At 36.0% G+C, this 20,841-nt stretch carries 22 protein-coding genes and 3 pseudogenes; 24 read left to right on the forward strand and 1 reads right to left on the reverse strand.

The genetic code is table 11. The features are described from left to right. Positions 1-52 precede the first annotated feature (52 nt). The 10 genes and pseudogenes from aroA (at position 53) to JCM12304_RS05390 (ending at position 7,792) form a co-directional block, all read left to right on the forward strand. Positions 53-1,339 (forward strand): 3-phosphoshikimate 1-carboxyvinyltransferase, encoded by a 1,287-nt coding sequence (gene aroA, locus JCM12304_RS05345; protein ID WP_060678892.1) that lies wholly within the window; start codon positions 53-55, stop codon positions 1,337-1,339. A 113-nt stretch (positions 1,340-1,452) separates the two neighbouring features. Then, positions 1,453-2,715: a tetratricopeptide repeat protein gene (locus JCM12304_RS05350; protein ID WP_060678894.1), complete on the forward strand. Its 1,263-nt coding sequence runs from the start codon at positions 1,453-1,455 to the stop codon at positions 2,713-2,715. Positions 2,716-2,781: 66 nt separating this feature from the next. After that, positions 2,782-3,354, forward strand: coding sequence for a ReoY family proteolytic degradation factor (locus JCM12304_RS05355; protein WP_019378383.1), 573 nt, complete (start codon positions 2,782-2,784; stop codon positions 3,352-3,354). Between the two features lie 91 nt (positions 3,355-3,445). Further along, positions 3,446-3,904, forward strand: a complete 459-nt coding sequence (locus JCM12304_RS05360) for a DUF2487 family protein (protein ID WP_019378384.1) — start codon at positions 3,446-3,448, stop codon at positions 3,902-3,904. Positions 3,905-4,047: 143 nt separating this feature from the next. Further along, complete coding sequence (locus tag JCM12304_RS05365; protein WP_019378385.1) at positions 4,048-4,560, forward strand: QcrA and Rieske domain-containing protein; 513 nt, start codon at positions 4,048-4,050, stop codon at positions 4,558-4,560. Positions 4,561-4,566: 6 nt separating this feature from the next. Further along, positions 4,567-5,241 carry a menaquinol-cytochrome c reductase cytochrome b subunit gene (gene qcrB, locus JCM12304_RS05370; protein WP_019378386.1) on the forward strand — a complete coding sequence of 225 codons (675 nt, stop codon included), beginning with the start codon at positions 4,567-4,569 and terminating at the stop codon, positions 5,239-5,241. A 16-nt stretch (positions 5,242-5,257) separates the two neighbouring features. After that, a pseudogene (locus JCM12304_RS05375) lies at positions 5,258-6,033 on the forward strand (c-type cytochrome). An 87-nt stretch (positions 6,034-6,120) separates the two neighbouring features. After that, positions 6,121-6,693 (forward strand): lipoprotein heptaprenylglyceryl N-acetyltransferase LhaT, encoded by a 573-nt coding sequence (gene lhaT, locus JCM12304_RS05380; RefSeq protein WP_060678896.1) that lies wholly within the window; start codon positions 6,121-6,123, stop codon positions 6,691-6,693. Positions 6,694-6,769: 76 nt separating this feature from the next. Next, positions 6,770-7,039 (forward strand): sporulation protein YpjB, encoded by a 270-nt coding sequence (locus JCM12304_RS05385; RefSeq protein ID WP_060678897.1) that lies wholly within the window; start codon positions 6,770-6,772, stop codon positions 7,037-7,039. Between the two features lie 63 nt (positions 7,040-7,102). Then, a complete protein-coding gene (locus JCM12304_RS05390) occupies positions 7,103-7,792 on the forward strand; it encodes a zinc metallopeptidase (protein ID WP_019378390.1) in 690 nt (229 codons plus the stop codon). Positions 7,793-7,822: 30 nt separating this feature from the next. Here the strand turns inward: JCM12304_RS05390 and JCM12304_RS05395 are convergent, their stop codons facing one another. Next, positions 7,823-8,698, reverse strand: a complete 876-nt coding sequence (locus JCM12304_RS05395; RefSeq protein ID WP_019378391.1) for a YitT family protein — start codon at positions 8,696-8,698, stop codon at positions 7,823-7,825. A 180-nt stretch (positions 8,699-8,878) separates the two neighbouring features. Here JCM12304_RS05395 and JCM12304_RS05400 point away from each other — a divergent pair, with 180 nt between their 5' ends. The 14 genes and pseudogenes from JCM12304_RS05400 to JCM12304_RS05455 all read left to right on the forward strand — a co-directional run bounded on the left by JCM12304_RS05400 (position 8,879) and on the right by JCM12304_RS05455 (position 20,833). After that, positions 8,879-9,211 (forward strand): nucleotide pyrophosphohydrolase, encoded by a 333-nt coding sequence (locus tag JCM12304_RS05400; protein WP_019378392.1) that lies wholly within the window; start codon positions 8,879-8,881, stop codon positions 9,209-9,211. 33 nt (positions 9,212-9,244) lie between these two features. Next, positions 9,245-10,039: a 4-hydroxy-tetrahydrodipicolinate reductase gene (gene dapB, locus JCM12304_RS05405; protein ID WP_060678899.1), complete on the forward strand. Its 795-nt coding sequence runs from the start codon at positions 9,245-9,247 to the stop codon at positions 10,037-10,039. Positions 10,040-10,049: 10 nt separating this feature from the next. Next, positions 10,050-10,472, forward strand: coding sequence for a methylglyoxal synthase (locus tag JCM12304_RS05410; RefSeq protein WP_060678908.1), 423 nt, complete (start codon positions 10,050-10,052; stop codon positions 10,470-10,472). Next, positions 10,469-11,592 (forward strand): annotated as a pseudogene (gene bshA / locus JCM12304_RS05415) (N-acetyl-alpha-D-glucosaminyl L-malate synthase BshA). Before JCM12304_RS05410 ends, bshA begins: the two are co-directional and overlap by 4 nt. Positions 11,593-11,604: 12 nt before the next feature. Continuing rightward, the gene (locus JCM12304_RS05420; RefSeq protein WP_060678910.1) at positions 11,605-12,807 is read left to right on the forward strand and encodes a CCA tRNA nucleotidyltransferase; all 1,203 of its coding nucleotides are present in this window, start codon (positions 11,605-11,607) and stop codon (positions 12,805-12,807) included. After that, positions 12,783-13,484, forward strand: coding sequence for a biotin--[acetyl-CoA-carboxylase] ligase (locus tag JCM12304_RS05425; RefSeq protein ID WP_369813137.1), 702 nt, complete (start codon positions 12,783-12,785; stop codon positions 13,482-13,484). The genes JCM12304_RS05420 and JCM12304_RS05425 overlap by 25 nt, the downstream gene beginning before the upstream one ends. A gap of 77 nt (positions 13,485-13,561) precedes the next feature. Continuing rightward, entirely contained in the window at positions 13,562-13,777 is a 216-nt protein-coding gene (locus JCM12304_RS20295) for a biotin protein ligase-related protein (protein ID WP_369813138.1), read from the forward strand. Continuing rightward, entirely contained in the window at positions 13,771-14,598 is an 828-nt protein-coding gene (panB, locus tag JCM12304_RS05430) for a 3-methyl-2-oxobutanoate hydroxymethyltransferase (protein WP_060678912.1), read from the forward strand. Before JCM12304_RS20295 ends, panB begins: the two co-directional genes overlap by 7 nt. A gap of 13 nt (positions 14,599-14,611) precedes the next feature. Continuing rightward, positions 14,612-15,498 (forward strand): annotated as a pseudogene (gene panC, locus JCM12304_RS05435) (pantoate--beta-alanine ligase). Then, entirely contained in the window at positions 15,495-15,884 is a 390-nt protein-coding gene (gene panD / locus JCM12304_RS05440) for an aspartate 1-decarboxylase (protein ID WP_060678914.1), read from the forward strand. Before panC ends, panD begins: the two are co-directional and overlap by 4 nt. An 81-nt stretch (positions 15,885-15,965) precedes the next feature. Then, positions 15,966-18,767, forward strand: a complete 2,802-nt coding sequence (gene dinG / locus JCM12304_RS05445) for an ATP-dependent DNA helicase DinG (protein WP_060678916.1) — start codon at positions 15,966-15,968, stop codon at positions 18,765-18,767. Between the two features lie 197 nt (positions 18,768-18,964). Continuing rightward, positions 18,965-19,141, forward strand: a complete 177-nt coding sequence (locus tag JCM12304_RS18980) for a YpmA family protein (protein ID WP_019378402.1) — start codon at positions 18,965-18,967, stop codon at positions 19,139-19,141. Further along, complete coding sequence (locus JCM12304_RS05450) at positions 19,104-19,637, forward strand: cell wall elongation regulator TseB-like domain-containing protein (protein ID WP_060678917.1); 534 nt, start codon at positions 19,104-19,106, stop codon at positions 19,635-19,637. The genes JCM12304_RS18980 and JCM12304_RS05450 overlap by 38 nt, the downstream gene beginning before the upstream one ends. A gap of 17 nt (positions 19,638-19,654) precedes the next feature. Beyond that, positions 19,655-20,833, forward strand: a complete 1,179-nt coding sequence (locus tag JCM12304_RS05455; protein ID WP_060678966.1) for a pyridoxal phosphate-dependent aminotransferase — start codon at positions 19,655-19,657, stop codon at positions 20,831-20,833. Positions 20,834-20,841: the final 8 nt, after the last annotated feature.

Raw genomic sequence — 20,841 nt, forward strand, 5'->3', positions numbered from 1 at the left:
GAAGGACAGTTTATATTGAAAAACATAATTAATAACTTAGGATGTGAAAGAAATGAGTGAGGTTATACTAAAGCCTGTTAAAACACCTGTTTCAGGAGAAATTCATGTCCCCGGTGACAAATCTATATCACATAGATCCGTTATGCTGGCATCGTTAGCAGAAGGGGAGACAACAGTGACCAACTTTCTTGATGGAGAGGATTGCATGCGCACTGTCCAAGCTTTTCAAGAAATGGGTGTCGAAATAAAAAAGCAAAATACAACACTTACCATTCAAGGAAATGGGATAGCTGGCCTTAAAGAACCGGAAAATCCGTTGTATTTCGGTAATTCCGGAACAACAGCAAGATTAATGATTGGACTTCTGGCAGGATTACCACTATTTACGACCATATACGGAGACTCTTCGCTTTCCAAACGTCCGATGGATAGAGTGATAAAACCATTACGACAAATGGGCGCAGTAATTGATGGTAGAGAGAAAGGGAGCTATATACCTTTATCACTTAGAGGTTCAAAATTGCAAGGTATTGATTATGTAATGCCACTGAAAAGCGCCCAAGTTAAATCAGCTGTTTTACTTGCAGGACTACATGCAGAAGGAGCAACAAAAATTACGGAACGAACAAAAACCCGTGACCATACAGAAAATATGCTGAAAGCTTTTGGAGCATCTATTAAAACAGAAGGAAAGCAGGTTACTATAACAAATGAAAAAACGTTAGTAGCTACTGACGTACACGTACCTGGAGATATTTCTTCAGCTGCTTTTTTTATAGCTGCAGCACTAATCGTACCAGGAAGTAAATTAACATTAAAAAATGTTGGGTTAAATCAGACACGAACAGGTATTATTGATGTGCTGATTTCTATGGGGGCAAACATTCAAATTAGGAATAAGCAAACAATTAGTGGGGAGTTACTAGGGGATATTATTGTTAGTTATTCAAAATTAACAGGTACGACAATTGGTGGGGAAATAATTCCTCGGCTTATTGATGAAATTCCTATTCTTGCATTAATTGCTACTCAAGCCGAAGGAACTACCATTATTAAAGATGCAAAAGAGTTACGTGTTAAAGAGACTGATAGAATTGCCGCAGTCGACGACGTCTTATCGACCCTAGGTGCAACAATTGAGCCAACTGAAGATGGGATGAAAATCCATGGAGAAGCAAAATTACATGGTGGCAAGGCTACATCATATCATGATCATCGGATTGCTATGATGGCAGCAATTGCATCCTTGATTGCTGAAGACGAGGTCGTTATTGATGATATCTCTTCAATATCTATCTCTTATCCTTCCTTTTTTGAAGATCTGAAAAAAATTAAATAATATAAGAAAGAATCTGTACTTGTTACAGATTCTTTCTTATTTGAACATGTATTTAATTTTAGTTATGATTAAAATCATGTTAATTGAAATTAAACGCTAGGGGTGTGGAGAAAATGGAAAAAATTAAGGAAGCAGTAAACCTGATGGAGAGCAATCAGACTGAAAAAGCTATTGAAGTACTGGAAGATTACCTGCCTCTTGCTGACGAGGAAGAGAAATATACGATTGCGGAATTATACATGCAGTGGGGGTATTTGGAGGAAGCAAGCACGATACTTGAAGAATTAGTACAACAGTATCCAGGTGAAACTGAATTGGTAGTAACCTTGGCAGATGTGTACATTGAATTGGATAAAGATGAGGCAGCAATGGGATTATTAAACAATATAAAAGAGGATGACCCAGCATACGTACAGGCATTGATTCAGTTAGCAGATTTATATCAAGCTCAAGGACTGTTTGAGGTTGCTGAACAGAAGCTATTGCAGGCAAAACAATTCGAGCCTAATGAACTCATTATCGATTTCGCTTTAGGGGAACTGTTTTTTTCTATCGGTGAATATAGAAAGGCTGCAACCTTCTACGAAAAAGTACTTCCAAAAGAAAAGGAAATTGCTAACGTTTCCATTAATGACCGGTTAGCTGAATCGTATGCAGCAGCAGGAGAATATGAACTTGCACTTACTTTTTACCAAGATATTGAGAGCGAAAATCCAGATACATTGTTTAAATACGGAATTACTGCATCCCAAGCAGGACGTAAGGATATTGCAATTAAGGCATGGGAACATGTTATTGAAATAGATATCTATTATCATACCGTTTACGTACATCTTGCAACGGTTTATGAAGAAGAGGGAATGTTGAAAGAAGCATATGACACAGCTAAAAAAGGAATTAAAATAGATGAATTTAATAAGGAGCTGTATTTTGTAGCTGGTAACTTGGCACATAAGTTGGATCAAAACCAGGATAGTGAGCAATGGGTAAGAGAAGCAATTGCATTAGACCCCGATTATAAGGAAGCAATATTATTTTTAATAGAATTATTAAAAAAACGAGATGATTTTGCAGGGATTATTGATCTGCTTAGCGAAATAAAGAATACTGGAGCAACAGATCCTTTATACGAATGGGAGCTTGCTCGAGCATATAATGAAATTGAAAAATTTAAAGATGCATTAAATCACTATAAAGAAGCATACAATAATTTAAACCAAGACAGTGACTTCTTGAAAGAATATGGTTATTTTCTATTAGAAGAAGGGAGGAGCAAGGAAGCAACAGAGGTATTTAGAGCATATCTTCAGTTAACTCCAGTGGATGACGAGATTGAGGAATTTGTTGAGAGACTGGAACAAGCTGAAGAAGAGTAAATAAAGGGAATTCTATCTGGTTTGTTGAAATAAAACATAATAGAATATAAAGGAGGCCATTAAAAAATGCAAACTCCTGTTTCTGTCCAGGACAAAAAGAGTTTTATACAGTGGTTTCTAAATCATTATCAACTTAAAAAGCGGGAAAGTGTTTGGATTTTAAATTACTTAGTAAATCATAAAGATGTTCTGGCAAATGTTCATTTTGTAAGAGAAGCGAAATTTTGTCCACGTGGTATCATTATGACAAGCCATTGTTCAGAGGAAACACCTTTTCGTTTTTATAAGAATCAACTGGTTACCACAGATGCTGAGAAATCTTTTCATGATATTCGTTTGAACCAAGAAGATCCATTATACTTACAGTTGAATTTTAAGAAATCCTATCAAAATGCTTTCTATGTTTCTGTGCTTGAAGAAAATCCTTATATTCCAGATGAATATTTTATAACAGAGAAAGACCAGCAACAAGCTGAACTATTATTGGAAAAGTCCTTATATGAATACAAATTGACTCATATATTAGGTGAAATTGATCGGGCATTAGATGAAAATAATCAAGAAAAGTTTACTCTTTTTACTAATAAGTTACTTAAATTAAAGGAAGAATCCAATCAACCTAAATTGCTAAGGCAATAGGTTGATTTTTTTTGTTCGCATAAGATAAACTTATGTGTAATGTAATAATTTTTTTAATTTGTTAAATACTAGTTAAGAAGGGTTGATAAGTATGAAGTGGAAAAAAGCTGACTTGCAACAGTATGTTCAGGCAAAGGAGTATATCGACACAATAATTTTACCTTTAGCACCATTTCAGTTTTCAAATGATACTGACTTAGAAAAAATGTCATTTCAACATGAAGTCCTTACACTGCTATGCTCTGAAATTGAAAAAGAATTGACTGGAAGATTGTTATTAACCCCTATATATAATTACGTGAAAACTGCCGAAAAAGAGATGGAAGTACAAAGAGTGAATGGCTGGGTTAATAATCTTCAAGCTCAACCGTTTTCACATATATTCTTTATATCATTTGATTCCTCTTGGAAAAAAGTAGAGAGTCAATTAAACGGTACCTTGCTTTGGATTCCTGGCATCCAATCAGGGGACTTGCAATCTGCAGAAATGCACGGAGTAATAAAAGATCAAGTAGAGCAGTTAACAGAGTTTATGAGGTCTTATTGGTAGGTAATTAATTGATTCTATGTCTTTTTAAGAACAAATTTGATAAATCATTGACCGAATTACCAGTTTGCGCTATTATGGTAATGTCCTAGTAATCTGATTTTAATTTTAATGTCCGTGATTATCGTAAAAGAGGGGGGAAAATCATGAGCGAAGAAAAGCAACAAGTATCCCGTAGACAATTTTTAAATTATACGCTTACAGGTGTCGGGGGTTTTATGGCAGCGGGTATGCTTGCTCCAATGTTACGTATGGCTGTTGACCCAGTATTAAAGGAAGAAAAACACGGCGGTCTAATAAATGTTGGACTAGCAGTGGAAGATATTACAAACGAACCACAGCGTGTTGACTGGAAAATTGATCAGGTAGACGGCTGGTATGAATCTCAAGTCAGCAGATCTGCTTGGGTATTTAAAGATGACAATGGGGATATACAAGCTTTTTCCCCAATATGTAAGCACTTAGGTTGTGTAGTATCATGGGAAGGAAGCGATCAATATCCAAACCAATTCTACTGCCCATGTCATGATGGACGCTATTATAAAGATGGGACAAACGTACCTGGTACACCACCATTAGCGCCACTGGATGTTTATGAGCAGGAAGTCAAGGATGGAATGTTATTCCTCGGAGAACCACAATTAAGAGAGGAGGCGTAATCGATTATGCTGCAGAAAATGTATGATTGGATTGATGATCGAATCGATATTACGCCTATATGGCGCGATATTGCAGATCACGAAGTTCCGGAACATGTTAACCCTGCCCATCACTTCTCTGCTTTTGTATACTGTTTTGGGGGATTAACATTTTTTGTTGTCGTTATTCAAATTCTTTCTGGAATGTTTTTAACAATGTACTATGTACCAGATATTGAAAATGCTTGGAAATCCGTTTATTATCTTCAAACAGAGGTTGCTCATGGGCAAATTGTTCGTGGTATGCATCACTGGGGTGCAAGTGTCGTTATCGTAATGCTTTTATTACATACTTTACGTGTGTTTTTCCAAGGGGCATATAAGAAACCGCGGGAACTTAACTGGATGGTTGGAGTCCTGATCTTCTTTATTATGCTCGGCCTTGGATTTACTGGTTATTTACTTCCATGGGACAATAAAGCCTATTTTGCAACTCAGGTTGGTCTTGAAATTGCCGAACAAGTTCCATTTATCGGCGGTGATTTAAAAACATTGCTAGCTGGTGACCCGAATATTGTTGGTGCTCAAACGCTGACTCGATTCTTCGCAATTCATGTGTTTTTCTTGCCGGGTGCTTTATTTGCTCTACTAGCAGTGCACTTTATATTAATACGTAGACAAGGTATTTCTGGACCATTATAAAAAGGAGGGGAAAGCTGTGCATAAGGGTAAAGGTATGAAGTTTGTCGGAGATTCCCGTATCTCTGCTGAAAGGAAACCGAATATACCAAAAGATTATTCTGAATATCCTGGTAGAACAGAAGCTTTCTGGCCTAACTTTTTATTAAAAGAATGGTTAGTAGGGGCAGTATTCTTAGTAGGATTCCTAAGTTTGACAGTTGCTCACCCTTCACCACTTGAAGGGATGGCCGATCCTACAAATGCAGCTATATACCATTGCCGGATTGGTACTTCTTGTTTCTATACCAATTATTAAAATATGAATTTGCCAGTGGTACTTTTAGCCTTATAGGTATAATTGTATTACCTGGTTTAGCGTTCGGTGCACTTTTACTTGCACCATTTTTAGACCAAGGACCAGGTAGGAGACCACATCAAAGACCGGTTGCTGTAGGAATGATGCTCCTTGGTCTAGCTGCTGTTATGTGGCTTACTTATGAATCTTCTTCACATGTGGATTGGGAAACAAGAGCTGAAGCGAATAAGCCTATTCCGCCATCTGCAATTGAAATTGATAAAGAAGGTCCTGGCTATGCTATATACGAAGGTAATTGTATGTCTTGCCATGGTGAAGATTTAACAGGTGGTCCGGCAGCTCCAGCACTTATTGGAACTGAACACTCTGCTGAAGAGATTGCAAAAATTGCCCAAGAGGGTATTGGCAGCATGCCTCCAGATCAGTTCCAAGGAACAGATGAAGAACTTAAACAGTTAGTTGACTTCATTGTTTCCGTAAACGAAGGAGCAGAATAAGATACTAACTCATACACCTTCACCCAAGAATGGGGTGAAGGTGTTTTATTACCTGAAAACCTAGTCTCGATAGGAAAGGGTGAACTTATGATTAGATACATATTAACAGACAGGAAATTTTTAATCTTTCTTTTTATTGTAAACTTAGTCGGAACGATATATGGATATATCTGGTATGAGAGTCAATTGAAAATTACTCCTCCAATCTTTATGATTTTTGTACCTGATAGTCCTACAGCAAGTCTTTTTTTTACTATATTTTTACTTCTTTTTATTTTCAAAAAGCACTTTCCTTACATAGAAGCACTTGCCATAATTACTTTATTTAAATACGGAGTTTGGGCGGTTGCGATGAATGGGCTTACATGGTTGGTACAGGGCGACTTAGGCTGGCAAGGTTATATGTTAATTGCTTCACATGGAGCGATGGCGATTCAGGGGTTATTGTACGCCCCTTATTATAAAATTAAACTAAGACATATAGTTGTTGCTGGAATATGGACACTTCACAATGACATCATTGATTACGTATTTGAAATGATGCCAATCTACTCATCACTTACTTCATATATGAATGAAATAGGTTACTTTACATTCTGGCTAAGCATTATATCCATTATTATTGCTTATCGATTAACAGTTACAAATAATAAAAGATAAATATCCGTTTTCTTTGTTATATAACGCCGACTCGTTACATATATTGTAATAGAATATGTATATTGAGGTGATCTCTATGGCAGGTTGTAAAAGAATTACACTTCTTTGGTTAATCCTCTTCAGCATAGGGATTATTTTTAGCTCTTACTTTTTTCCACTACAGGTAAAAGCTGAAATCCAACTTGGCACCACTGTTGTAGACACACAAAGTAATGGTCTGGGACTACTTATCTGGACTGTTATAATAGTTGGTGGGTGTATTGGTATTACATTATCTTACGTAAGTTGGAGAAAATATAAAGGCGAGAAAAACAAGAAAATGCAAAAGGACGATTTAGTTGACTAATTACTTGGATTTGACTAAAATTGACCTATAGATATTTTATTCTAATAATGGAGGAATGCAAAGGTGTTAGGTGGATTAGGTGGGTATATAATATATATTGCCCTTTTAATGATTATTCCAATCTGGGCTCAATCGAAAGTAAAAAACACGTACAATAAATACTCGAAAAAAGCAACTTCTTCCCAAATGACTGGTGCACAAGTAGCTAGAAAGATACTTGATGACAATGGTTTGTATAACATTTCTATTGAAGAAACAAAAGGGATGCTCTCCGATCATTATGACCCTAGAAAAAAGGTAGTGAGGCTATCTACTGGAAACTTTCACGGTCAATCGATGGCCTCTTCTGCTGTTGCGGCTCATGAAGTAGGACATGCTATCCAAGATGCAGAGGAATATGCTTTTCTTAGATTTAGAAGTGCTCTAGTGCCAGTGGCAAGTTTCGGTTCAAATATATCTTTCTTTTTAATCTTAGCGGGTATTTTCCTGCAGATGAGTAATTTACTGCTGTTTGGTATTATTTTTATGTCAGCTGCTGTTTTATTCCAATTGGTAACATTACCAGTAGAATTTGACGCTTCGAGCAGAGCTATGACACAGCTTGTATCAACAGGAGTTATTAGAAATAATGAAGAACGGGAAACGAAGAAGGTATTGAATGCCGCTGCAATGACATATGTTGCAGCAGCCTTGGTAGCTGTAGCAGAATTAGTACGTTTTATACTAATTTACTTTGCCGGGAATAATGACTAAAAAACAGAGGACGTCGAGGTCCTCTGTTTTTTAATTTTCGTGTAACGGATTCTTATTTTCATCCAGAGTAAATCCTTCTCCTAATACATCATGTACAGTGCTTACAGCTACAAATGCATGTGGATCTATAGAATTAATTATACTTTTTAATCTGACAATTTCATTTCTGGCTACAACACAATATAACACATCTCTCTTTTCTCCCGAAAAACTGCCTCTTCCTTCAAGAACAGTCACTCCTCGATCCATTTCTTTAAGAATCTTTTCAGCAATATCATCACTTTGACTTGAGATAATTGTTGCCCCTTTTGCCGAATAAGCTCCTTCTTGAATAAAATCAATTACTCTTGCACCAATATATACAGCGACAAGGGTGTACATTCCCTGAACCAGATCTAGTATAACGAAGACAGAAGTTGTGATTACTATAAAATCGAATAAGAACATCGTCCTGCCCATGCTCCACCCAGCATATTTATTAACAAGTCTAGCTATAATATCTACGCCGCCTGTAGTACCTCCAAAGCGAAAGATTATTCCGAGACCGACCCCTATAAAAACACCGGCAAATAGTGACACTAATGTCATATCAGATTCGAGCCCCAAGTTAAATTGATTTGCCTGAAAAATACTTAGAAATACAGAAACAGCAATTGTACCTATTATTGTATATAAAAAAGTATTACGACCTAGAAATTTCCAACCTATAAAGAATAGTGGTATGTTTAATAAAATATTGGTAATGGCAGGATCCCATTCCCATAGAAAATATAACAAAAGGGTTATACCTGTAAAACCACCCTCACTTAAGTTGTTCTGCATATTAAAGTGAACAATCCCAAAAGAAAAAATAGCAGCCCCTAATAAAATAAATACAATGTTTTTAATTTTTAAGCCAAACAGCATTCGTAATACGTACCTCCCAACATTTAAATGTGGTACTTCGGCATACTTTTATCATTATAATCAAAATTGCATGATAGAACAATAAAATCCTTTTATCAGAATAAAAAATTTGTCAAAACCCGCGTGATTAGCTACCATAAAAACAGGTACATAATCGGAAAGCTTTTATAAGGAGGAAATATGACTAATCAATCCATATATACTACACAAGAAATACAAAAAAGAGTCGATCAATACATCTCTCAGTTTAAAGAAGGATATTTCTCACCGCTTAGTTTGATGGCAAGACTTACAGAAGAAGTAGGTGAATTGGCGCGAGAAGTTAATCATTATCATGGGGAAAAACCTAAAAAGAAAACAGAAAAAGAGAAAACCGTTGAAGAAGAGCTTGGGGACATTATATTTGTACTGACCTGCTTTGCAAATTCATTACAAATTGATCTCTCTGAGGCATTTGAAGCTTCGGTCAGTAAGATAGAAACAAGAGACAAAGATCGATGGACTAGAAAATAATTCTACTAATTTGATGAGAGAGGAAAATGGATAATGAGTATAAATATTATAATTGCAGGACCGCGTGGGAAAATGGGTGGAGAAGCCGTACGAATGGTAAATAAAGAAAAAGATTTTAAACTTGTAGCATGTATTGATCGTAAAAATGGCGGGAAGCAAATATCTGATATTGAAGGACTTCCAGAAATAGATGTTCCGATTTATGAAAACCATGAGCAATGTTTTAAAGAGATAAATGCTGATGTGTTTATTGACTTAACTATTCCTGAATCAGGTTACTTACATACCAAATCTGCTCTTAACCATAATATGCGTCCGGTTGTAGGCACAACAGGTTTCACTACAGAACAGATCGAAGAATTATCTGAGCTTGCAAAGGAGAAAGGCTTAGGATGTCTAATTGCTCCTAATTTTGCAATTGGAGCTGTTCTGATGATGAAATTTTCACAAATGGCAGCAAAGTACTTTTCAGATGTAGAAATTATCGAAAAACATCACGATAATAAGCTTGATGCTCCTTCTGGAACAGCTATTAAAACGGCAGAGCTTATTAAAGAAACAAGGGACTTAAAACGACAAGGACACCCGAATGAATCAGAAACCATACAAGGTGCAAGAGGTGCAGTTACTGACGGGATGCATATTCATAGTGTGCGTTTACCTGGACTTGTTGCACATCAGGAAGTGATGTTCGGAAGTGCAGGGCAAACCTTGACTATCAAACATGATTCCATAAATCGTGAGTCTTTTATGGAAGGAATAAAACTCGGCATCGAAAATGTCATGGAACGCAAAGAACTTGTTTACGGATTGGAAAACTTACTGTAGGAGAGATACTATGAATATTGCTTTAATCGCACACGATAAAAAGAAGCAGAAGATCATTGATTTTAGTATTGCATACCAACACATTTTGAAAAAACATCATTTATTTGCTACAGGAACAACTGGGACAATGATTATGGAGGCAACAGGTCTAAATATACATTTATTTCAATCAGGACCACTCGGAGGCGATCAACAGATAGGGGCTATGATTGCCAATCAAGAAATGGACATGGTGATCTTTTTTAGAGATCCTCTAACAGCTCAACCACATGAACCTGATGTAAGTGCATTGATGAGACTATGTGATGTTCATGATATACCTTTAGCGACAAATATTGCTGCATCGGAAATTTTTATTAGGGGATTGGAGCGAGGCGATCTTAGCTGGAGAAATATTGTGAAATCGAATAGAAAAAAGGATAAAGAGAAATGAAAAAAATAGGCATTACTTGCTACCCAACCGTTGGTGGATCAGGTGTTATCGCAACGGAGTTAGGCATGCTTCTTGCAGAGCAAGGACATCAGATTCATTTTATTACTTCTAGTATACCTTTCCGTCTTGACCGTATTTATCCACAAATCTATTATCATGAGGTGGAATTAAATCATTATCCGGTTTTTCAATATCCTCCTTATGATCTTGCACTAGCAACTAAAATGGCAGAGGTTATTGATGAGGAAAAATTGGATATACTCCATGTGCACTACGCAATGCCACATGCTATTTGTGCCATATTAGCGCGAGATATTGCAGAAAGAGATGTAAAGATTGTCACTACACTCCACGGTACCGATATCACTGTTCTTGGCATTGATCATACATTTAAAAAAATGATAAAGCATGGAATTGAACAATCGGATGCTGTTACTGCTGTTTCAAATGATTTAGTAGAACAGACTTACGAAATGCTCGATGTTCAAAAAGATATTTCTGTTATTTACAATTTTGTTAATGAAAAAGAGTATGTGAAAAAGGAATTACCTCATCTGAGAGAACAATATGGAATAAAAGCTGATGAAAGAGTAATCATTCATATATCTAACTTCAGAAAGGTAAAAAGGGTTGAGGACGTCATATATACGTTTGAAAAGATCCAGCATCATTGTAAGAGTAAGCTTCTGCTAGTTGGAGATGGGCCTGAATATACTTCTATTGTTCAGTTAGTAAAAGATCTTGGCATTAATGATAAGGTGCTTTTTCTAGGAAAACAAAAAAATATAAGTGATTTATTATCAATTTCCGATTTAAAGCTTCTACTCTCTGAGAAAGAAAGCTTCGGGCTCGTGTTACTTGAAGCTATGGCTTGTGAGGTTCCTTGTATAGGCACAAGGCAGGTGGGATACCTGAAGTTATCGAGCATGGAGAGACGGGTTATCTCGTGAATATTGGGGATACTGAGCAAGCAGCTGCTTATGCTATAGAGTTACTGACGAACTCTGAAAAACTAGTGGAATTCTCGAATCGTTCATTAACACATGCTATGGAGCACTTTCATTCTAAAAAAATTGTCAGACAATATCTGCAATTATATAATAACCTTGGAAATGAATAACAGGTGATTACTATGTTAACAGAACCTTTTCTAACTGCTACAAATATATTAACAAAAATTGAATCTAACGGGCATCGGGCATACTTCGTTGGCGGTTGTGTCAGGGATTATTTGCTTAATCGGCCAATTGGGGATGTAGATATTGCTACCTCTGCAAAGCCGGAGATCATTCAGCAGCTTTTTAATAAAGTTATTCCAGTCGGTATTGAGCACGGCACAGTGGTGGTCCGTTATAAAAAAGAATCTTATGAAGTAACTACATTTCGTATTGATGGGAGCTATTCCGATAATAGACGACCGGATGAGGTTGAATTTGTGAATGAAATTGATGCAGATTTGGCACGAAGAGACTTTACAATAAACGCTTTGGCTATGTCTAAAGGCGGCCATATCATAGATTTATTTGAAGGTAGAAGAGATCTAAAGGAAAAGATTATTCGGACTGTAGGAAATGGCTACGAAAGATTTGCAGAGGATCCGCTTCGCATTATTCGGGCTTTACGATTTACAAGCCAATTAGGATTTTCACTTGCACCTGATACCAAAGTACACATGAAAGAGGCAGCCCATCTGGTTAATACACTTGCGGTAGAGCGTTTAACGAATGAATTTTCCAAGCTTTTTGCTGGAAATGATATAAGGAAGGCTGTTAACTACATGAAGGAAATCCAAGTTGATTCCTTCCTACCTGTATTCAGATCGTTTCCGAACTTAATAAAAAAGTTACCCTCTAACATACATTCACTCATGAGCTTTAGTGAAGTGATTGCATATATGCATATAGTAGAACCAAGTATATCTATTGCCCATTGGGTTAAGGAATGGAAATGTTCCAATAAAATAAAAAAAGATGCCCTTCATTTAGTGGATTCTTATTACTTATTTAAAAGATTCGGAGTTAATTCTATGCTGGTCTATCAGTTGAAAAAGCCATATCTTGCTCCGTTCCTTCGTATTGTAACATTAGCTGATCCGACAGTGTCGTTAAGCATGGAGAAATTACTTACTATTAATGAAAAATTACCTATACATTCTAAAGTGGATCTTTCTATAAATGGTCAAGAGATTATAGATTTATTTCCTTTCATGCGAAGAGGGCCGTGGATCCGACAAATTATGGATAACTTGGAAAAAGAAATCGTTTTAGGAAACCTTCGAAATAATAATAAAGAAATAAAGGAGTGGATAAGATGGAATCCACCCGAAACAAATTAATTGATTTGCTAGCAAAAGATAAGGATACATATATATCCGGACAAATGTTATCTGAACATCTCGGTATTTCCCGTAGTGCAGTCTGGAAGCATATGAAAAACCTTGAAAAAGACGGGTATCAAATAGAAGGTAAATCAAACAAAGGGTATCGTATCATCAGTTTCCCTGACAAATTAAGCGAGAATACAATTAAATGGGGTTTAAATACATCATGGCTAGGAAGTAAAATTATTCATAAAGAATCTACTCCTTCCACTCAGGTTATCGCTCACCAGTTGGCACAGGAAGGTTCGCCACATGGCACTATTATACTTGCTGACGAGCAAACGAGTGGGAGAGGAAGGTTGAATAGGGAATGGTTTTCTTCCAAGGGAAAAGGAATATGGATGAGTATTATACTCCGGCCAGAGATTCTACCATATTTAGCACCTCAATTAACTTTATTAACAGCTACTGTATTAGCAGAGGTAGTCCAAAAGAACACAACCGTTACTCCGATGATCAAATGGCCAAACGACATACTTATAAACAAGAAAAAGACTGCTGGTATTTTGACTGAGATGCAAGCTGAACAGGATCAGATCCAATATGTAATAATTGGAATTGGGATGAATATCAATCAGACCAAAGAGGACATTCCTATTGAAATTCAGTCGAAAGCAACCTCTTTAAGATAGAATCCAGTGAAAAGCATTCTATTAAGCAATTTATCCACCTTATATTAGAGGAGTTTGAAAAAGCGTATGATTCCTATTTGATAAATGGCTTCCCGGAAGTGAAAAAGAAATGGGAGAGGTATGGCTTTAAAATAGGTGAATCGATTTCGATCACTACCTTACGTGACCAATTCCAAGCTATATTTTCGGGTATTGCTGAGGATGGTGCATTATTGGTAAAACAAAAGGATGGCGAAATTAAAAAGTTATATTCAGCTGAAATCGAATGGTTTAAGGATGTGGAAGAATGTTAAATCGAATTGATTTATTGAAGATGAAAGAAACTAAAGAGAAGATAACCATGCTTACAGCATATGACTATCCATCAGCAAAGCTTGCAGAGCAAGCTGGAATAGATATGATCTTAGTAGGAGACTCATTAGGTATGGTTGTACTTGGGTATAACTCTACCATCCAGGTAACAGTTGAAGATATGATTCATCACGGAAAGGCGGTTCAAAGGGGGGCAAGTAATACGTTTATCGTGGTGGATATGCCTTTCATGTCCTATCATATTTCCATGGAGGAATCGATGAAAAACGCCCAGCGAATTTTTCAGGAAACAGGTGCCCAAGCAATTAAATTGGAAGGTGCTTCAAAGGACAACCTCGACTTAATTAAACGTTTAAGCGAAGCAGGAGTCCCCGTCATTGCCCATTTAGGCTTAACACCCCAGTCCGTAAACGTCTTGGGTGGATATAAAGTTCAGGGCAAAGATGCAGATGCAGCAGCAAAACTGCTTTATGAAGCTAAAGAAGTAAGTACTCATGGTGCCATTGCATTAGTTTTGGAGTGTGTCCCCAAAGAGTTAGCGGAGCTAATAACGGAAGCAATTAATATTCCGACAATCGGAATTGGTGCTGGAGCCCATTGTGATGGGCAAGTATTAGTATATCATGATATAGTAAATTATGGTGTTGACCGTCTTCCTAAATTTGTTAATAAATATGGAGACTTTAACTCACATGGTCAACAAGCAATAGAGACATATATTAGAGATGTAAAAGAATCTATTTTTCCTGGCGATAAACATTCTTTCTTTATAAAGGATAAGAATATTCTACCTGAAAATTGAAGTGGGGATTACTATGGAAATAATTCGTGAAGTGAATGAAATGCGGAATATAATTAAGTTGTTAAAGCAAGGGAAAAAAAAGATTGGGTTTGTGCCGACAATGGGTTTTTTCATGACGGACATCTCCAACTTATGAAGAAAGCAAAAGAAGAAAATGATACTGTTGTCTCTAGTGTCTTCGTTAACCCACTGCAATTTGGCCCTAATGAGGACTTTGACAGGTATCCACGCAATGAAGAAGAGGATATTAGGAAGGCAGAATATGTAGGTGTAGATTTCTTGTTTATCCCTCCTCTTGATGAGATGTACCCACAGAAGATGCAAATTACAATGACAATCAATGATCGAATTGATGTGTTGTGCGGTAAAGCTCGTCCAGGGCATTTTGATGGAGTCATAACCGTAGTAACAAAATTGTTTCATATAACACAGCCCGATCAAGTATATTTTGGAATGAAGGATGCACAACAGGTTGCTGTAATAGATGCGTTAATCCAAAATTTAAACTTTCCGATTTCTCTAATCGGTTTACCAACAGTTCGTGAAGAGGATGGTTTAGCAAAGAGTAGCAGAAATGTAAATCTAAGCAAGAGAGAAAGAGCTCAAGCAAATTGGCTGTATAAAGCACTCAAGCATGGTCACCAACTTGTTGTTGACGGAGAATTTAATCCTGCTATTATTATTAAAGAGATAAATAATATCATTTCCAATAATACGGACGGTAAGATTGATTATATAGAAGTGCTTAGTTACCCTGAATTGAAGCCAGTTTCCGATATGAATCAACAGGTAATAATAGCACTGGCAGTTCAATTTGAGCGAGCCAGATTAATTGATAATTTATTATTGAATGAGGATGGAGAAATCATTCGTTTTTGGAAACAGGAGGAGTCACAATGATTCGTACATTGATGAAGGGAAAAATTCATCGTGCAAGAGTTACGGAAGCTAACTTAAATTATGTAGGCAGTGTAACCATTGACCAGGACATTTTGGATTTGGTTAATATATTGCCACATGAAAAAGTACAAATAGTTAATAATAATAATGGAGCCCGCTTGGAAACATATGTTATACCAGGAGAAAGAGGGTCAGGAGTGGTTTGCCTTAATGGTGCAGCTGCCCGACTTGTCCAAAAAGGGGACATTGTCATTATAGTATCTTATGGAATGTTTTTTCCTGAAGAGTTAGCTACATTCCGTCCAAAAGTAGCGATTATGAATGAGAAAAATGAAGTTGAGCAACTCCTAGAACAAGAGCCGCCATTAACTGAAGTAACTAGCTAGATGTTAAGATGTAAAAACTCTTATCGCATGAAAAGGTAAGAGTTTTTTATGATAGGCTTGCGGTAGAAATGAGGTGAAACAGTGAACAGATATGTTGTTATTGATTTGGAAACTACTGGTCATTCTCCAACGAAGGACGATCGGATTATTGAAGTTGGTATTGTTATATTAAAAAAGGATAAAATAGTCGATCAATATTCTACATTACTTAACCCTCATAAGAAAATACCGCCATTTATTTCTAATCTAACTGGTATATCAAATGAGGATGTTAAAGATGCACCTTCTTTTTTTGAAAAAGCAGAGGAAATTATTGAGCTATTTAAGGAAAGCTATTTAATAGCACACAACGTGCCATTTGATTTAGGCTTTTTAAATACGCAGCTTGCTATAAATGGATTTCAACAACTAAAGAATCCTGTATTAGATACTGTAGAGTTATCTCGAATTTTATTCCCCCAGGCACCCAGTTATAAACTAGGACAACTGGCTGAATACTTAGGAATTTACCATGATGAACCTCATCGAGCACTCTCAGATGCGTATGTTACCGGAAAAGTCTTTTTAAAGCTTAAAGAAAAGCTTTGGGCATTGCCCGGTGAAACGATCGAACATTTAATCAGATTGGAGAAGAAGCTAAAGTCAGATCTATATCCACTGCTGTTAGAAAGACAAAAGCAACTTATGTATGAAGAAATAGTTCAAAAAAATATTGCAACATACCAGGGGCTTGCATTTAAACACATAGAAGTCCCACAAGTAGAACATGGGGTGGAGCATGTTTCATTTGGAGATTTCCTTGACAGTATTTATGAAGAGAATGGAGCTTTACAGAATAAGTTATCCAGTTATGAAAAAAGAGATGGTCAACGAGAAATGTCTGAAGTGATTTTTGATGCATTCCAGTTACAAAAACATGCTCTGATCGAAGCAGAGACAGGTACTGGAAAATCATTGGCTTACTTACTTCCAGCAGTGTACGAAGCTGTATATTCGGAGCGGAAAATTGTGATAAGTACTTTTACGACACAATTGCAATCTCAACTATTGGAAGAAGAAATCCCTTTAGTGAGAGATATTGTCAATTTTCCGATACAAGTAGCTCTATTAAAAGGAAAGTCGCATTATCTTAGTCTGGAAAAATTTAATCATGAGCTAGCTTCTCCTTATGAAGACAATTATGATGTTGTTTTAACGAAAGCAATGCTTCTTATTTGGATAACTGAAACGGAAACAGGAGATATTGAGGAAATACAGCTCCCAACTAGTGGATTTCATTTTTTTAAGAAAGTATCTACAGAATCAGAGGGATATATAGATCCATCATCTCCCTGGTTTTCCAGATCTTTTTATCAAAAGGCAAGAAAAAAAGCACAACTAGCTTCTATCGTTATTACAAACCATGCTTTATTATGCACGGATATTTTTAATGAATACAAGCTATTACCCAGTTATGATAAAATAATTGTAGATGAAGCACACCATCTGGAGGAAACAGCTTCTCGTCATTATGGTAAAAAACTTGATTATATTAGCATGCAGTACATACTCAATCAATTGGGTACTACCGAGGAAACTAAATTTTTAGGTAAGTTTATAGAAAAGTATCCGTATAAACAACACCATCTTTCCTTAGAAAAATGGAATGCTACCTTATCTGATGCGAAATATGAAATAGATGAATTATTTCGTACGCTGTTTCAATATGTTATGGCACAGAATAGTAAAAATAAATCTTTAAGTGATGTCGGAAGAATACAATATCGCTTTGAAGATGAGAACGAAATACCGGATAAATGGAAGGCTATAAGAGAAATGGCTTCCCGTGTTTCTTTTTACTTAAAGGATTTAATCCATATTCTCACCAGTATAGAGACAGACCTGCTGAAAGAAGAAACTTTTGAAAAATTTGATCATGATGAATTGAAAGGAAATATAGACCAACTACAATCTTTCATTGATCGGTTAGCTGAACTGTTCTTTAATCATCATGGGGAAAAGTATGTGAAATGGATGGAAATTGAAACACATGGAGCGAAAAATGCTGTATATTTATATAGTGAGCCTACAGACATAGCTGACTTTTTAACCAATGACTTTTTCACAAAAAAGAAAAGTGTTATATTAACTAGTGCAACCCTGACGATGAAGCAGTCTTTTAGCTTTATACAGAATCGGCTGGGGTTACCATCAGATTTAGTTTTAACTACAAAAATAAAATCTCCTTTTTCGTATAAAGATCAGGTTAAGTTAATGATACCTAATGACTTTCCCAGTATTAAATATGGAAAACCCGATGATTTTATTTATGCCACATGTGAAGCTATTATGTCACTTGCTGAGATAACAAACGGCAGGATGCTTGTACTGTTTACGTCATATGATATGTTGCGAAAATCGTACTATTTATTAAAAGAAATAATGGAAAGTGACAAATATATGGTTATCGCACAAGGAATTAGCAGTGGAAGTCGCGCCAGATTAAAAAAGAATTTTCAAACCTTTGAACAGGCAATTTTACTTGGAACTAGCTCTTTCTGGGAGGGAGTAGATATTCCAGGGGAAGACCTTTCTTGTTTAATGATCATCAGACTTCCTTTTCAACCACCTGATCACCCAATCTATGAGGCAAAATCGGAGCACCTTAAAAATGAAGGGAAAAATCCGTTTATGGAGCTTGCTCTTCCTAATGCGGTGATCCGATTTAAACAAGGTTTTGGCAGATTAATTCGTTCAGCTTCAGATCGCGGTATTGTATTTGTTTGTGATTCAAGAATGATCACGGCCAAATACGGCAGTTATTTTAGAGATTCTATACCTGAGGTACCAATAACAAATGATTCTACACAAAAACTAATGGAGCAAGCAAAGGAATGGTTTTAAGAAAAAAAGCTACTAATGTTGGAAGAATACATCAGTAGCAATTAAGCACAGGTTAGGAATTTTTTTATTGAAATAAATAAATTCATTTACATTAGCTTTTATTTATTACAATAGTATTTATATTATCTGCAAAGTTCTTAGCAATATGACTAACAAATATTGATAAAACAAGAATTGTATTACTGAAGGAGGTTAAGATGGATAAACATAAAAATATTGAGACATTGTCTACAGTGAAACTAAATTATTCATCAGATCTTTATAAAATAGTGGATACTTTAAATCGAACATTAAAATATCAAGATCTCATGTTCGGTTTATCATTGGATGATAAAGATGAAGATAAAGCGATCTTTACAATATACAAGACATAGAGGGTTTGTTTGGAGCAGCATAATATTTTTAATCGTAATCATTTCTTGTTTTATTTACGTATTATTTTTATATCTTGATCTAAAAGATAGTAAAACAGAGGGCTTTGCAGAAACAAAAAAACAAATTTTACAAGCAACGTCAATAGAGAAAATTGATGAAATTAGAAAATTTAACGGAGAAGAAGCATACCATGTTATTTTTGGTACAACGGATAATAATAAGCAACAAATTATATTTTATCCCCTGCAAAAAAAGAAAAAAGAACTTACAACTATAGATCAATCAGATATTATTACAGAAGAGGCAATCAAAAAGGAATGGAGACAGCAATGCTCTAGCTGTGAATTTATAAAAATTACTCCAGCATTAGTAAATGATAAGCCGCTTTGGGAACTTTCTTATAGAGATGAGGCCAACAGATATGTATTGGATTATTTATCCATCTATGATGGTTCCCGCTATGAACAATATCGTTTTAAACAAATGTTTAAATAGAAAGGTGATCAAAAATGATTGATTTAGCAAAGAGAGTAAAAACATTAACACCATCAACTACATTAGCAATTACAGCAAAAGCAAAGGAATTAAAAATGCAAGGGCATGATGTCATTGGTTTAGGCGCAGGTGAACCGGATTTTAATACACCTGAATATATTCTTGAAGCTGCAGAAAAAGCTATGCATGATGGTCTGACTAAATATACCCCATCCGGTGGTGTAGCAGAATTAAAAAAAGCTATTATTAATAAGTTTCAAACAGATAATAACTTAGAGTATAATGCTGACGAAGTTATTGTTACTACAGGAGCTAAGCATGCTTTGTATACTCTTTTTCAAGTAATTTTAAATGACGAAGACGAAGTAATTGTGCCAGCCCCTTACTGGGTGAGTTACCCAGAGCAAATTAAACTTGCAGGCGGGAAACCAGTTATTCTATCTGCTAAGGAAGAAAACGAATTTAAAATTACCCCTCAAGCTTTAGAAGAGGCAATAAATCCAAGTACAAAAGCAGTTATTATTAACTCACCAAGTAACCCTACAGGAATGGTGTATAACGAACAAGAACTAAGAGAACTTGGGGAAATCTGTATGAAACATGATATTCTTATTGTTTCTGATGAAATATATGAGAAGCTGTTATACACTGAAGATAACCATGTTTCAATAGCACAATTGAGCCCTGAATTAAAGGAGCAGACGATTGTCATTAATGGTGTTTCAAAATCTCATTCTATGACAGGCTGGAGAATTGGATATGCTGCCGGGACAAGCAAAATAATCAAGCCAATGACAAATCTTGCTTCCCATTCAACATCTAATCCCACTTCTATTGCACAGTATGCTGCACTTGCTGCCTATTCTGCAAACGAAGATCCAGTTAAAGAAATGAAGAAAACATTTGATGAGAGATTAAATCTTTTGTATAAGTTACTGGTAGATATTCCTGGGGTTACTTGTCAAAAGCCAAAAGGAGCTTTTTATTTATTCCCTAATGTGAGAGAAGCTGCTACTAATTATGGGTTTGATTCGGTAGATGACTGGGTCAATGCTCTTCTTGAGGAAGAAAAAGTAGCTTTAGTACCAGGTTCCGGCTTCGGCTCCCCAGATAATGTACGTTTATCTTATGCTACATCTACAGAAGCTTTAGAAGAAGCTGCTAAAAGAATTAAACGATTTGTATCAGAACATTAAATTGAGAA

This window comes from Virgibacillus halodenitrificans JCM 12304 (assembly GCF_001310895.1).
Lineage (GTDB): Bacteria > Bacillota > Bacilli > Bacillales > Amphibacillaceae > Virgibacillus_Q > Virgibacillus_Q halodenitrificans.

Excerpts from the sequence above, each read along its gene's own strand:
- qcrB (WP_019378386.1), top strand. The coding sequence starts at position 4,567 with ATGCTGCAGAAAATGTATGATTGGATTGATGATCGAATCGATATTACG.
- JCM12304_RS05400 (WP_019378392.1), top strand. The coding sequence starts at position 8,879 with ATGACTAATCAATCCATATATACTACACAAGAAATACAAAAAAGAGTC.
- lhaT (WP_060678896.1), top strand. The coding sequence starts at position 6,121 with ATGATTAGATACATATTAACAGACAGGAAATTTTTAATCTTTCTTTTT.
- JCM12304_RS05355 (WP_019378383.1), top strand. The coding sequence starts at position 2,782 with ATGCAAACTCCTGTTTCTGTCCAGGACAAAAAGAGTTTTATACAGTGG.
- JCM12304_RS05385 (WP_060678897.1), top strand. The coding sequence starts at position 6,770 with ATGGCAGGTTGTAAAAGAATTACACTTCTTTGGTTAATCCTCTTCAGC.
- JCM12304_RS05395 (WP_019378391.1), bottom strand. The coding sequence starts at position 8,698 with ATGCTGTTTGGCTTAAAAATTAAAAACATTGTATTTATTTTATTAGGG.
- JCM12304_RS05350 (WP_060678894.1), top strand. The coding sequence starts at position 1,453 with ATGGAAAAAATTAAGGAAGCAGTAAACCTGATGGAGAGCAATCAGACT.
- JCM12304_RS05360 (WP_019378384.1), top strand. The coding sequence starts at position 3,446 with ATGAAGTGGAAAAAAGCTGACTTGCAACAGTATGTTCAGGCAAAGGAG.
- JCM12304_RS05425 (WP_369813137.1), top strand. The coding sequence starts at position 12,783 with ATGGAATCCACCCGAAACAAATTAATTGATTTGCTAGCAAAAGATAAG.
- JCM12304_RS18980 (WP_019378402.1), top strand. The coding sequence starts at position 18,965 with ATGGATAAACATAAAAATATTGAGACATTGTCTACAGTGAAACTAAAT.
- aroA (WP_060678892.1), top strand. The coding sequence starts at position 53 with ATGAGTGAGGTTATACTAAAGCCTGTTAAAACACCTGTTTCAGGAGAA.
- dapB (WP_060678899.1), top strand. The coding sequence starts at position 9,245 with ATGAGTATAAATATTATAATTGCAGGACCGCGTGGGAAAATGGGTGGA.
- panB (WP_060678912.1), top strand. The coding sequence starts at position 13,771 with ATGTTAAATCGAATTGATTTATTGAAGATGAAAGAAACTAAAGAGAAG.
- JCM12304_RS05410 (WP_060678908.1), top strand. The coding sequence starts at position 10,050 with ATGAATATTGCTTTAATCGCACACGATAAAAAGAAGCAGAAGATCATT.
- JCM12304_RS05420 (WP_060678910.1), top strand. The coding sequence starts at position 11,605 with ATGTTAACAGAACCTTTTCTAACTGCTACAAATATATTAACAAAAATT.
- JCM12304_RS05365 (WP_019378385.1), top strand. The coding sequence starts at position 4,048 with ATGAGCGAAGAAAAGCAACAAGTATCCCGTAGACAATTTTTAAATTAT.
- JCM12304_RS05450 (WP_060678917.1), top strand. The coding sequence starts at position 19,104 with ATGAAGATAAAGCGATCTTTACAATATACAAGACATAGAGGGTTTGTT.
- panD (WP_060678914.1), top strand. The coding sequence starts at position 15,495 with ATGATTCGTACATTGATGAAGGGAAAAATTCATCGTGCAAGAGTTACG.